Origin of the sequence: Streptomyces poriticola (genome assembly GCF_036689765.1) — a bacterium.
Lineage (GTDB): Bacteria > Actinomycetota > Actinomycetes > Streptomycetales > Streptomycetaceae > Streptomyces > Streptomyces poriticola.
Map to the genome: position 1 here is coordinate 31,734 of NZ_JBAGKH010000029.1, position 12,719 is coordinate 44,452.

The 12,719-nt window shown below is 71.2% G+C and carries 14 protein-coding genes; 11 read left to right on the forward strand and 3 right to left on the reverse strand.

What is annotated here, in order from left to right:
* Positions 1-174: 174 nt before the first annotated feature.
* On the forward strand, positions 175-660 hold the full coding sequence (locus V5O46_RS26310) for a cation:proton antiporter regulatory subunit (RefSeq protein WP_332887191.1): 486 nt from the start codon (positions 175-177) through the stop codon (positions 658-660).
* A gap of 4 nt (positions 661-664) precedes the next feature.
* Entirely contained in the window at positions 665-1,900 is a 1,236-nt protein-coding gene (locus tag V5O46_RS26315) for a cation:proton antiporter (RefSeq protein WP_332887192.1), read from the forward strand.
* Between the two features lie 275 nt (positions 1,901-2,175).
* On the opposite strand, the gene V5O46_RS26320 is transcribed toward V5O46_RS26315, so the two are convergent.
* Positions 2,176-2,562: a pyrophosphohydrolase domain-containing protein gene (locus V5O46_RS26320; RefSeq protein WP_408649065.1), complete on the reverse strand. Its 387-nt coding sequence runs from the start codon at positions 2,560-2,562 to the stop codon at positions 2,176-2,178.
* Positions 2,563-2,813: 251 nt separating this feature from the next.
* Between V5O46_RS26320 and V5O46_RS26325 the strand changes: the two genes are divergently transcribed.
* Positions 2,814-3,809 (forward strand): TAXI family TRAP transporter solute-binding subunit, encoded by a 996-nt coding sequence (locus V5O46_RS26325; protein ID WP_332887194.1) that lies wholly within the window; start codon positions 2,814-2,816, stop codon positions 3,807-3,809.
* A gap of 42 nt (positions 3,810-3,851) precedes the next feature.
* On the opposite strand, the gene V5O46_RS26330 is transcribed toward V5O46_RS26325, so the two are convergent.
* Both V5O46_RS26330 and V5O46_RS26335 read right to left on the reverse strand, forming a co-directional pair.
* Positions 3,852-5,282 (reverse strand): HAMP domain-containing sensor histidine kinase, encoded by a 1,431-nt coding sequence (locus V5O46_RS26330; RefSeq protein ID WP_332887195.1) that lies wholly within the window; start codon positions 5,280-5,282, stop codon positions 3,852-3,854.
* 9 nt (positions 5,283-5,291) lie between these two features.
* On the reverse strand, positions 5,292-5,978 hold the full coding sequence (locus V5O46_RS26335; RefSeq protein WP_332887196.1) for a response regulator transcription factor: 687 nt from the start codon (positions 5,976-5,978) through the stop codon (positions 5,292-5,294).
* A gap of 304 nt (positions 5,979-6,282) precedes the next feature.
* Between V5O46_RS26335 and V5O46_RS26340 the strand changes: the two genes are divergently transcribed.
* The 8 genes from V5O46_RS26340 (at position 6,283) to V5O46_RS26375 (ending at position 12,658) form a co-directional block, all read left to right on the forward strand.
* The gene (locus V5O46_RS26340; protein ID WP_332887197.1) at positions 6,283-7,059 is read left to right on the forward strand and encodes an amino acid ABC transporter ATP-binding protein; all 777 of its coding nucleotides are present in this window, start codon (positions 6,283-6,285) and stop codon (positions 7,057-7,059) included.
* Positions 7,060-7,249: 190 nt separating this feature from the next.
* Positions 7,250-8,083: a glutamate ABC transporter substrate-binding protein gene (locus tag V5O46_RS26345; RefSeq protein ID WP_332887198.1), complete on the forward strand. Its 834-nt coding sequence runs from the start codon at positions 7,250-7,252 to the stop codon at positions 8,081-8,083.
* An 84-nt stretch (positions 8,084-8,167) separates the two neighbouring features.
* Complete coding sequence (locus V5O46_RS26350; protein WP_332887199.1) at positions 8,168-8,833, forward strand: amino acid ABC transporter permease; 666 nt, start codon at positions 8,168-8,170, stop codon at positions 8,831-8,833.
* Positions 8,830-9,726, forward strand: a complete 897-nt coding sequence (locus V5O46_RS26355; protein WP_332887200.1) for an amino acid ABC transporter permease — start codon at positions 8,830-8,832, stop codon at positions 9,724-9,726. The genes V5O46_RS26350 and V5O46_RS26355 overlap by 4 nt, the downstream gene beginning before the upstream one ends.
* 184 nt (positions 9,727-9,910) lie before the next feature.
* Positions 9,911-11,503, forward strand: a complete 1,593-nt coding sequence (locus V5O46_RS26360) for an FAD-dependent monooxygenase (protein WP_332887201.1) — start codon at positions 9,911-9,913, stop codon at positions 11,501-11,503.
* 71 nt (positions 11,504-11,574) lie between these two features.
* Positions 11,575-11,622 carry a hypothetical protein gene (locus V5O46_RS32010; protein WP_311314449.1) on the forward strand — a complete coding sequence of 16 codons (48 nt, stop codon included), beginning with the start codon at positions 11,575-11,577 and terminating at the stop codon, positions 11,620-11,622.
* Positions 11,623-11,714: 92 nt separating this feature from the next.
* Positions 11,715-12,263 (forward strand): cupin domain-containing protein, encoded by a 549-nt coding sequence (locus V5O46_RS26370; RefSeq protein ID WP_332887202.1) that lies wholly within the window; start codon positions 11,715-11,717, stop codon positions 12,261-12,263.
* Positions 12,260-12,658, forward strand: a complete 399-nt coding sequence (locus V5O46_RS26375; protein ID WP_332887203.1) for a rhodanese-like domain-containing protein — start codon at positions 12,260-12,262, stop codon at positions 12,656-12,658. Before V5O46_RS26370 ends, V5O46_RS26375 begins: the two co-directional genes overlap by 4 nt.
* Positions 12,659-12,719: the final 61 nt, after the last annotated feature.

Here is a 12,719-nt window from a genome sequence, read left to right on the forward strand (position 1 = left end):
CCGGCCAGTGCCCGGTCCGGGTCCGCTCCGGCGCCGGCCGTGGTGCCGAGGACACCGAATCGCCACGCCCGTGCCCCCGCCGTACAGGCGGATGACAGCATGGCCGGGCCGCGGGCACGTGACGAGCGGGCCCCGGGCGCAGGATGATGTATGGGACGAACGAGGAGAAGAGACGTGTCCGCTCCACGCCTGAGGTCGACGCCGCTGCCGGGAATCGGGGTGCAGTACGACCTCGTCACCCGGGAACACCGGCATCTGTCGGTCGTCGCGCACCGGGACGGCGCCCGCACCGTGAACCTGTACCGGGCGGACGACCCCGACTCCTGCGCCCACTCGCTGCGGCTCACCGGCGCCGAGGCGGGCGCGCTGATAGACGCGCTCCAGCCGTCCCACCACAGCCCCAGTCTGCTGTCCACCACACAGCTGGGCCTGGTGGCCGAGCGGATCGAGGTCTCCGGGACCTCGCACTGGAACGGCCGGGTGCTCGGCGATACCCGGATGCGCACGGAGACCGGCGCGTCCGTGGTGGCAGTGCTGCGCCGGGCAGAGGCGATCCCGTCCCCCGCGCCGGACTTCCGGCTGTCGGGCGGTGACACGCTGATCGTGATCGGCACCCGCGAGGGCGTCGACGCCGCGGCGGCGATACTCGGGCGGGAGTGAGCCGGTGCACTCCGCGGTTCTGCTCATCGAGTTCGGGTCCATCATTCTCGGGCTCGGACTCCTCGGCCGGTTCGCCGGCCGTTTCCGGCTCTCCCCGATCCCGCTGTATCTGCTCGCCGGTCTGGCCTTCGGGGAGGGCGGGCTGCTGCCGCTGGGCGCGAGCGAGGAGTTCATCGCGACCGGTGCCGAGATCGGCGTCATCCTGCTGCTGCTGATGCTGGGCCTGGAGTACACGGCCGGCGACCTCGTCACCAACCTCAAGGCGCACTATCCGGCGGGCCTCGTCGACTGCGCGCTCAACGCCCTGCCGGGGGCCGCGGCGGCGCTGCTGCTGGGCTGGGGGCCGGTGGCCGCCGTGGTGCTGGCCGGGGTCACCTGGATCTCGTCGTCCGGCGTCATCGCCAAGGTGCTCGGCGATCTCGGCCGGATCGGCAACCGGGAGACCCCGGTCATCCTCAGCGTGCTGGTCCTGGAGGACCTGGCGATGGCGGTGTATCTGCCCATCGTGACGGCGCTGGTGGCCGGGGTGGGTCTGATGACCGGCAGCATCACGCTGACGATCGCGCTCGGGGCGGCGGGGCTGGTGCTGTTCCTGGCGGTGCGCTACGGGCGGGTCATCTCGCGGTTCGTCTCCAGCGACGATCCGGAGAAGCTGCTGCTGGTGGTGCTGGGCCTGACGATCCTGGTCGCGGGCGTGGCGCAGCAGCTGCAGGTGTCGGCCGCGGTCGGTGCGTTCCTGGTGGGCATCGCCCTCTCCGGGGAGGTCGCCGAGGGTGCGCACACGCTGCTGAGTCCGCTGCGGGACCTGTTCGCCGCGGTCTTCTTCGTCTTCTTCGGGCTGCACACCGATCCGGCGAGCATCCCACCGGTGCTGCTGCCTGCACTGGCGCTGGCCGCCCTCACCGCGCTGACGAAGATCGCCACCGGGTACTGGGCGGCGCGGCGCGCCGGTATCTCCGTGAAGGGCCGCTGGCGGGCGGGCGGTGCGCTGGTGGCGCGCGGCGAGTTCTCGATCGTGATCGCCGGGCTCGCGGTGTCGGCGGGCATCGAGCCGTCGCTGGGCCCGCTGGCCACCGCGTACGTCCTGATCCTGGTGGTCCTCGGTCCGCTGACCGCCCGCTACACCGAGCCCCTGGCCATGCGGCTGTCCGCCAGGCGCAGGCCCGACCCCGGCCGCGGCCCGGACACCGCCGCAGGCACCCCGCGGGCTACGGGGGCGGAGGCGTCGGTGGGCGACTGAGGCGCAGGCCGGACCGGTGGTGGCCGGGGTCTCGGCTGCCGGACCGGTGGTGGCCGGAGTCGGCGGCTGCCGGACCGGTGGTGGCCGGAGTCCGCGGCTGCCGGATGGGCGGGGACTCCGACGGCACGACCGGCGCGGGTGGACCCGGTGCCCCGGGAATCCGGGAATCCGGGACCAGGGGGGACCCTAGAACCCCAGGACCCGGGAACCCCGGAACCCCAGGGCCCCAGGAACCCGGACCCCGGAACCCGGCAGGCCGACGCCGGGTGGCTGCCTCAGCCGCCCCCACCCGGTGTCCACCCCTGCCGACGGAGCACGGCCGCCACGTCCGGGGCGCGGTAGTGCTCCCCCTTGAGGACCTTGCCGTCGGCTCTGCGGGCGATGCTGCCGTCGGGGCCCAGCTTGGACATGTTGGCGCGGTGGATCTCCGCGATCACCGCGTCGAGGTCGATGCCGTGCACGAGCGCGGTGCCATAGGCGACGTACACCACGTCTGCGAGTTCGTGCGCCAGCCGGTCCAGCGGTCCCTCGACCGATACCTCCGCGACCTCCGCCGCCTCCTCCGCGAGCAGCTCGCCGCGGTGCGCGGCCAGCTCCGGCGGGACCTCGGCGGGCGCGCTGCGGGCGTCCAGGCCGAAGGCGAGGTGGAAGGCACGGACCAGGCCGGCGGGCGAGGCGGCGGAGGCAGAGCGTACGCCAGAGGCAGTGGGCGTGGGAGAAGCCGAGCCCGAGGGAGAGGCGGAGCCTGAGACAGAAGCCGAGCCTGAGGCAGAAGCGGGGCTCGAGGCGGGGACGGAGCCTGCGGCGGAGGTGGAACTCATGCGCCGACCCTAGCCGCCCGCACCGGCACGCCCACCGCCTCCTGTGAGCCCGGCCCTGGTCAGCGGCGACTCGGGCTGGCAGGATCGCGCCCATGTCCAGGACGCTCCCCCGTATCGGCGGACGCCGGGCCGTGCAGGCCGCGGCGGCGGCCGTCGTCGCCCTGGGGCTGCTGCTCTGGTGGCTGCTGCCCCTGGGCGAGGAGCCGCCCAGGGGGACGATCACGTTCAGTACCGGCACGCGCGCGGGTGTGTATCACGAGTACGGGGAGCTGCTGCGCGACCGGCTCGCCAAGGACATGCCCGGGCTGAAGGTCCGGCTGGAGCCCAGCGCGGGTTCCCAGGAGAACCTCGAGCGGCTGGCGTCGGGAAAGGCCGACGTCACCATCGCGGCGGCCGACGCGGTGGAGACGTACAAGATCCAGGAGCTTCCGGCCGCCGACCGGCTGCGCGGAGTGGCCCGGCTGTACGACGACTACGTGCAGCTCGTCGTCCCGGTGGACTCGGACGTCCACTCGCTCGCCGATCTGCGGGGCAAGCGGGTGGCCATAGGGCTGCCGAACTCGGGCGTGCGGCTGATCGCCACCCGGCTGCTGAGGACGGTGGGCATCGACCCGGACAAGGACATCACGCCCCGGTCGGACGGCATCGACACCGGCCCGGAGCGGCTCGGGGAGGAGCTCGACGCGTTCTTCTGGTCCGGGGGTCTGCCGACCGACGGGCTGAAGCAGGTTGCGGAGACCTCCGCGTTCCGGTTCGTGCCGATCGGCGAGGAACGCGTCGCCGAGCTGCACGACCAGGGCGGCGCCACCCGCTACTACCGTGCGACCAGCATGCCGGAGTCGGCCTACCCCACGGTGCAGAACGGTTCCGCGGTGCCGACGATGGCGGTGTCCAACCTCCTCGTGACCCGGGACGACCTGGATCCGCGGCTCGCCGAGTGGCTGACCCGGACGGTGCTCGAGAGCCGGGACGGCATCGGCGCCCACGTCCACTCCGCCCAGCTGGTCGACCTGCGCACGGCGATCTACACCGACCCGCTCCAGCTCCACGAGGGCGCCCGGAGCTACTACCGGTCCGTCAAGCCCTGAAGCCGCTCAACCTGAGGCCGGTCCGTCAAGCCCTGAAGCCGCTCAACCTGAGACCGGTCCGTCGACCTGGGGCGGCGTCCGCGGCACGGTCACCGTCACCTTCAGCCCGTGCGGCTCATGGTGGTCGTACGCCATGCTGCCGCCGCTCACGGACAGCAGCGCCCGGCAGATGGACAGCCCGAGGCCGGAGCCCTTGACGTTCTGGTGCCGGCCGCTGCGCCAGAAGCGGTCGCCGACGCGGGCGAGCTCGTCGTCGGCGAGACCCGGCCCGTTGTCGGTGACGACGACGGTCGAGTCGGCGCCGCGCGAGCCCACCTCGACCCGCACGCACTCCCCCTCCGGCGTGAACTTGACCGCGTTGTCGATGACCGCGTCCAGCGCACTGGACAGGGCCACCGGGTCGGCCCACGCCGTGGTCGGCGGGCACTCCCCGGCCAGCCGTACGCCCTTGGCCTCGGCGGTCGGCGCCCAGGCCGCGACGCGTTCGGCGGTCAGCGCGCCGATGTCGGTGACCTGGAGGTCGGGCTCGGCGTGCTCGGCCAGCGCCAGGTCGAGCAGGTCGTCCAGGACGCGGGCCAGGCGTTTTCCCTCGGCCTGGACCGAGGCGATCTCCTCGTTGCCCTCGGGCAGCTCCAGGGCGAGCAGCTCGATGCGGAGCAGCAGGGCGGAGAGAGGGTTGCGCAGCTGGTGGGAGGCGTCGGCGACGAAGGCACGCTGCTGCTCCAGCACGTCCTCGACGTGGTCCGCCATCTCGTTGAACGACTTGGCCAGGCGACGCAGCTCCGGCGGCCCGCCGGCCGCCGCGACCCGGGACTTGTGGCGTCCGGTGGCGATGTCGTGGGTGGTCGCGTCCAGGACTCGGACGGGACGCAGCACCCAGCCGGTCAGCCGCAGGGCCGCGCCGACGGCCAGCAGCATCGCTGCCAGTTCGCCGGCTCCGATGAGCAGCCATCCGCGCAGGGTGCGGGACCGCATCGAGTCGGTGGGCGAGTCGGTGACCACCACGGCGACGACGTCCCCGTCCCGGATGACCGGCGAGGCGACCACGATCCGTCCCTCCTCCCAGGGCCACACCTGCCGCGGGTCGTGGCTGCGTCGGCTGAGCAGCGCCTCGTCGAAGGCCGAGCGCACATCGCCCTCCTGAGGGAGGAACCAGGTCGTGGGCGCGTTGGCCATGGGGATGTCGTTGCGGTAGAAGACCCCCGCCCGGATGTCGTAGACCTCGTAGTAGCTCGTCAGCTCGCTCTGCAGCGTCTCCAGGCGCTCGGTCGGTGCGGTGCGGGATCCGTAGGGGGCGTCGACGACGTCGGTGACGAACTGTGCGAGGGCGGCGAAGCGGGCGGTGTCGTCGATCCGGTCGACGACGACCTTCTGCTGCTCGGCCCGGGCGACGCTGACCCCGAGCGGGATGCCGAGCGCGAGCAGGACGGCCGCCATCAGCACGATGAGCAGCGGAAGCAGTCGTGTGCGCACCCGGGCCCGCTAGGAAGTGGGCGCGACGAGCCGGTAGCCCACGCCGCGAACGGTCTCGATCAGCGCGGGCATACGCAGCTTGGCGCGCAGGGAGGCGACGTGCACCTCCAGGGTGCGGCCTGTGCCCTCCCAGCTGGTCCGCCAGACCTCGCTGATGATCTGCTCCCGGCGGAAGACCACCCCGGGGCGCTGGGCGAGCAGGGCGAGCAGATCGAACTCCTTGCGGGTCAGTTGGACGACCGAACCGTCCACGCTGACCTGGCGCGTCGGCAGTTCGATATGGACCGGGCCCAGCCTTAGGCCGGTGTCGGCGGGTGCGGCGGTCTCCTCCTGGGAAGTGCGCCGGCTGACGGCGTGGATCCGGGCGAGCAGCTCCCCGGTGTCGTACGGCTTGACCACGTAGTCGTCGGCGCCGAGGTGCAGGCCGTGGATGCGGGAGCGCACGTCGGAGCGGGCGGTGACCATGATCACCGGAATGCTGGTGCGCTTGCGGATCTTGCCGCAGACCTCGTATCCGTCCTGGTCGGGCAGGCCGAGGTCGAGCAGCACCACGCCGAAGCCGCTGCCCTCGGGGACCAGCGCCTGCAGCGCCTCCTCGCCGCTGCGCGCGTGGGTGACGTCGAAGCCGTGCCGGGCCAGGACCGCGGACAGCGCCGCCGCGACGTGGTTGTCGTCCTCGACGAGCAGCAGTCTCATCCGAGCCCCCTTCGGTTCATCGGCCGTACGATCAAGGTCGCTACACAGGTGGGTGAACCCGCGCATGTGCACGCGCGCGTGTGCATCCTGTGCAGTCACGCCGATGGACGGTGACAGAGTCAAGGGGGTTCCGGCCACGGACCGCCCGAAGTTATCCGGCCGATATGCACCGGCTCCGAAGTGCTACGACGCGTGTCCGATTGCTACCGGATCGTGATGCTCAGATTCCCCTCAGATGTAATGACGCAGGTCGTCGTGGCTCACTACTGTCCTCCGAAACCGAGGAGGACGGAGCCCAAGAGCGATGACCGAAGTATCGGTGGCCAAGGAAGACGTGGCCGCGACCGGCGATCTGGTCGTCCTGAAGAGCGTCAACAAGCACTTCGGCGCGTTGCACGTACTCCAGGACATCGATCTGACGATCGCCCGCGGCGAGGTGGTCGTGGTCATCGGGCCCTCCGGGTCCGGTAAGTCCACGCTGTGCCGCACCATCAACCGCCTGGAGACGATCGACTCCGGTTCGATCACGATCGACGGCAGGCCGCTGCCCCAGGAGGGCAAGGAACTGGCCCGGCTCCGCGCCGACGTCGGCATGGTCTTCCAGTCCTTCAATCTCTTCGCGCACAAGACGGTGCTGGAGAACGTGACGCTGGGCCAGGTCAAGGTCCGCAAGGCCGACAAGAAGGAGGCCGAGGAGAAGGCCCGCCGGCTGCTCGACCGGGTCGGCGTGGGCGCGCAGGCGGACAAGTACCCCGCCCAGCTCTCCGGCGGCCAGCAGCAGCGTGTCGCGATCGCGCGGGCGCTGGCCATGGACCCGAAGGTCATGCTCTTCGACGAGCCGACCTCCGCGCTCGACCCCGAGATGATCAACGAGGTGCTGGAGGTCATGCAGCAGCTCGCCCGGGACGGCATGACGATGATCGTCGTCACCCACGAGATGGGTTTCGCCCGGTCGGCCGCCAACCGCGTGGTCTTCATGGCGGACGGCCGGATCGTCGAGGAAGCCACCCCGGACCAGTTCTTCAGCAACCCGCGCAGCGACCGCGCCAAGGACTTCCTGTCGAAGATCCTGCACCACTGACGTCGCCGGTCCGTCCCCGGACGGCCTGCGTCACCCGTTGACGGCCCGCCCGTCCCGACGGTCTGCCCGGCCCCCCGGGTCCGCCCGCCGCGACGGTTCGTCCGTACCGGCGGTCCCTCCGCCCCGACGGCCTGCCCGTCCCGGCGGTCGTTCCGTCCGATCGTCCGATCACAGCCAAAGGATGTTCACCATGAAGCTCCGCAAGGTCACCGCGGCCTCGGCCACCGTGTTCGCTCTCGCCCTGACCGCCACCGCGTGCGGTTCCGGCGACGACGGCGACAGCGGCTCCTCCGGCGACAAGAAGATCACCGTCGGTATCAAGTTCGACCAGCCGGGTCTCGGCCAGAAGACCCCGCAGGGCTACGAGGGCTTCGACGTGGACGTCGCCACGTACGTCGCCGAGAAGCTCGGCTACAGCGAGGACCAGATCGAGTGGAAGGAGTCGAAGAGCGCCGACCGCGAGACGATGCTGCAGCGCGGTGACGTCGACTTCATCGCCGCGACCTACTCGATCACCCCCAAGCGCGAGGAGAAGGTCGACTTCGCCGGCCCGTACCTGCTCGCCCACCAGGACGTGCTGATCAGCGCCGACGACGACTCGATCAAGAAGCCCGAGGACCTCAACGGCAAGAACCTCTGCTCGGTGACCGGCTCCACCTCGGCGCAGAACGTCAACGACAAGCTGGGCCTCAAGGCCAACCTGCAGAACTACCCGACGTACTCGGCCTGCCTGGGCGGTCTGGAGAACGGCGCCATCGACGCGCTGACCACGGACGACTCGATCCTGGCCGGCTACGCCGCGCAGAAGCAGTTCGAGGGCAAGTTCAAGCTCGCCGGCTTCAAGATGACCAACGAGAACTACGGCATCGGCGTGAAGAAGGGCAGCGACCTCAAGGCGAAGATCAACGAGGCGCTGGAGGCCATGGTCGCCGACGGTGCGTGGGACCAGGCCGTGAAGGACAACTTCGGTCCGGCCAACTACCAGAACGAGCCCGCGCCGAAGATCGGCGACATCAAGAGCTGAGGCAACGCCTGACGGGGTGCGCCGCCCCGGGCCAGGGGCGGCGCGCCGGGGCAGGCATCCCTACACGCGGAATCGCGGGAGATCGTGTTCGACTTTCTTGAGGATTACGACCTGCTGGGGGCGTTCTGGACGACGGTGCAGCTCACTGTGCTCTCCGCCGTCGGCTCCCTGATCTGGGGCACCCTGCTGGCCGCCATGCGTGTCGGCCCGGTGCCGCTGATGCGCGGTTTCGGGACCGCGTACGTGAACATCGTGCGGAACATCCCGCTGACCGTGATCATCCTGTTCACGTCACTGGGCCTGAACCAGTCACTGGGCGTCAGTCTCGGTGCGGAGGACTTCGAGACGATCAACTTCCGGCTCGCGGTCCTCGGCCTGATCCTCTACACCTCGGCCTTCGTGTGCGAGGCGCTCCGCTCCGGCATCAACACGGTGCCGGTCGGGCAGGCGGAGGCGGCCCGCGCGATCGGCCTCAGCTTCAGCCAGGTGCTGAGCCTCGTGGTGCTGCCCCAGGCGTTCCGCTCCTCGGTCGGTCCGCTCGCGAACGTGCTGATCGCGCTCACCAAGAACACCACGGTGGCCGCCGCCATCGGTGTCGCCGAGGCGGCCCTGCTGATGAAGGAGATGATCGAGAACGAGGCGCAGCTGCTGCTGATCTCCGCGGTCATCGCGTTCGGTTTCGTGGTTCTGACGCTGCCGACCGGCCTGATCCTCGGCTGGGTGGGCAAGAAGGTGGCGGTGAAGCGATGAGCTCCGTTCTGTACGACGCCCAGGGCCCCCGGGCCAAGCGGCGCAACATCGTCTTCACGGCGGTCTTCGTGGTCGCCCTCGCAGCCCTGCTGTGGTGGGTGTTCAGCACACTCGAGGAGAAGGGCCAGCTCGAGTGGGCCAAGTGGGAGATGTTCTTCACCAGCAGCGAGCCCTGGACCACCTACATCTGGCCGGGCCTGAAGAACACCCTGACCGCCGCTGCGCTCGCGATGATCATCGCGCTGCCTCTCGGTGCCGCCCTCGGCATCGCCCGGCTGTCGGACCACGCCTGGGTCCGCGTCCCGGCCGGGATCGTGGTCGAGTTCTTCCGGGCCATCCCCGTGCTGGTCCTGATGATCTTCGGTCTGGCGCTGTACGCCGAGTACACCAGCGTCGGCTCCGACGACCGCCCGCTGTACGCGGTCGTCACGGGCCTGGTGCTGTACAACGCCTCCGTTCTCGCGGAAATCGTGCGCGCCGGCATCCTGGCGCTGCCCAAGGGCCAGTCCGAGGCGGCGATGGCGGTCGGTCTGCGCAAGAACCAGACGATGCGCCTGATCCTGCTGCCGCAGGCGGTCACCGTGATGCTCCCTGCCATCGTCAGCCAGATGGTCGTGATCGTGAAGGACACCGCCCTCGGCGGCGCGGTCCTCACCTTCTCCGAACTGCTCTCCTCGGCCAGCACGATGAGCGGCTACTACGGCGCCAACACCATCGCCAGCTTCACCGTCGTGGCCGTGATCTTCATCGCGCTGAACTTCGCCCTCACGACCTTCGCGAGCTGGCTGGAGCGCCGGCTGCGGCAGGGCAAGAAGTCGACGGGGGCGGTGCTGAAGGCGGACGACGCGGGCACCGGGGGCACCGCCGCGACCGGCGCGGGCGGCGCTGCCTGAACCGTCTGAGCCCCAGTCAATTCGTATGACCATCATGGAGGCAGCGGCGTGATCGCCGCTGCCTCCGTCACTTGACGCAAGCAGCGGCAATGGGTTGCATACGTTCTGTGATCGTGCACCCTGCCCCAACTCTCTGTTCACCCACGTCCCCCGTGACACCGCCGCAGGCAGGGGGCGCCGCGCCGTGGACCCGGTGATCATCGTCGGAGCGGGGCCCGTGGGGCTGACGCTCGCCCTGGCGCTGGCGCGCCAGGAGGTGCCCTGTGTGGTCCTGGACGAGGGCCAGGGCAAGGACGAACCGCGCCCCGCCCGCACCGTCGTCCTGCACCACGACACCATCGCCCTGACCGAACGCCTGACCGGACAGCCGCTCGCGGAGGCGGGATTCCGTTGGGCCGGATGGCGGTCCATGCGGCGCAGGCAGGTGATGCGTGAGGTCACGTTCGACACCGGACCCGCACCCCTGCACATCACCCAGCATGTGCTGACCGGTGCCCTGCGCGCCGCGCTGGCCGACCAGCCGTTGGTACGGATCGCGACGGACAGCCGCCTGGACGCCGTCGAGCAGGAGCCCTCGGGCGTCACCGCCCACACCCGCGGACCGCAGGGCACCTGGTGGCGCGGCAGCTTCCTGGTCGGGTGCGACGGCCCCCGCTCGACCGTCCGCAAGCTCCAGGACATCCGTTTCCCCGGTCGTACGGCGGTGGAGCGGCATGCCGTCGCCGCCCTGCGCACCGAACTGCCCTGGACCGAGGAGGCGTTGCTGCACCGGCTGCCGCCGTGGCGCTCATCGGGCCCGTCGGCCGGGGAGATCACCGCTCGTCCGCTGCCCGACGGCGTGTGGCGGCTGGACTGGCTGCTGCCGCCGGGCAAGGACCTGGTCACGCCGGAGCTGCTGGTGGACCGGATCCGGGAGACCCTGTCCGGCTGGGGCGGCGGGGAGGCGCCGTCGTACGAGCTGCTCGACACCGGTGTGCACACCGTCCACCACCGGCTGGCCCGTCGCTGGCGGGCGGGGCGCGTCTTCCTGGCAGGGGACTCGGCGCATCTGCTCGGTGCGCTGGGCACGCAGGGGCTCGACGAAGGGCTGCGGGACGCCGACAACCTCGCCTGGAAGCTGGCCCTGGCCTGGCACCACGGGCCGCACGAGGCGCTGCTCGACAGCTACCAGACGGAGCGGCGCACGACCGTCGCCGGCCGGCTGCGCGCCGCCGACCAGGTGTTGCCGCTGCTGCGCGGCGGCGGGGGACTGCGCTCGTACGTTCTCGGTGCCTCCCGTGGCCATGATTCTCTGCTCACCGACGGCCATCTGGGGCGTGGGGCGCTGGGTGCGCCGGGGGCGTACGCCGATTCGCCGCTCGCGCCCCCGCGCCTCGGCGGTGAGGTGCCCGTGGACACGGCACCCGGTGCGCTCGTCACGGACGTCCGGGTCACTGCGGAGGACGGCACCTTCGTCCGGCTGCGCGACCGGCTCGGACGCGGGGCGCTGCTGGTGGTGCTGATCGCGCCGGGTACCGGGGTATGGGAGCGCAAGCACTGGGTGAGCGCCGGCATCATGCCGCGGCTGGCGGCGGCGGTGACGGCGCTGCCGTACCGTGCCGAACTGCTCGTCGCCGAGCACTACCCGGGCGCCGCCGCGCACACCGTGCTGCTGGTGCGGCCCGACGGCCACCTGGTCACGGCACTGGGCGGGGTCCGGCCCGCCGATCTGTACGAGGCGGCCGAGACCGTTCTGGGCGGACCGGAGAAGGCGGCGGCCAGGGTTGGGGTGAGTTGACCGGGCTGTACCCCCATGGTGTACTCCGGAGCGTGACCGACACCGCTGTACGCCTGTGGCGAAGGGTCCATATGGACCTGCTCCGCTATGCAGGCTGTGTGTGTCGTCCGTCCTGCTGAACTCGCGTCACTTTCCTTCATGCGCGCGCCGCTTCCCGCGCTCTCACAGCCGGTGCGCGTCCTCGCGAACGCACTTCCTCAGGACGGTATCCGTGTCCGGCTCCCTTCCCTCTTCTCCGGCTGTCTCTTCTCCGGCTGTCGTCGGTGCTGCGCCGACGCAGGCCGAGCTCCTCGACTTCGCGCGACGTACGGCCGCTGACAGCACGCTCGTCGCGTCGCTGCCGCTCGATCCCCAGGGCCGTACCTGGGTCCGGCTGGCGGGACCGGCCGGCAGTGAGGCCTGGCTGATCGGCTGGCCGCCCGGCACGGGCACCGGCTGGCACGACCACGCCGACTCCGTGGGCGCCTTCGTGACCGCCGCGGGCGAACTGACGGAGTTCTCGCTCGCCGCCCGGCTGCCCACCGACGGCTGGCGGACACTGGAACTCACCGACGGTGTGGACCGGGAGCGGCGGCTCCCGGCCGGACAGGGCCGCGCGTTCGGCCGGCACCATGTGCACGAGGTGCTCAACGAGTCCCCCGACCGGCATGCCGTCTCGGTGCACGCCTACCACCCGCCACTGCCGCGTATCCGCCGGTACAGCCGCACCGGGCTGGTGCTGCGGCTGGAGCAGGTCGAGCGGCCGGAGGACTGGCAGTGAACGAGCCGATCGGCATCGACGCGCTTCTGGAGCGGGTGCGCCGGAGCTACGAGCGGATCGAGCCGCACGCGGCCTTCGAGGCCGCCCGGGCCGGGTCGGCGCTGCTGGTGGACATCCGGTACGCCGCACTGCGCGAGCGGGACGGGCTGATCCCCGGCGCGCTGGTGATCGAGCGCAACGAGTTGGAGTGGCGGCTGGATCCCTCGGGGAGCCACCGCCACCCCGAGGCCACCTGCCACGACCTGCGGACCGTCGTGATCTGCAACGAGGGCTACGCCTCCAGCCTGGCGGCGGAGTCCCTGCACCGGCTGGGGCTGTACCGGGCCACCGATCTGGCCGGTGGCTTCCAGGCCTGGCGGGCGGCCGGGCTGCCGGTGGAACCGGTGGTGCAGTGATGCCGTGGGAGCGCCGACGGGGCTGGCCCACTCCCGGTCAAAGCCTCGACGACTCCGGGCC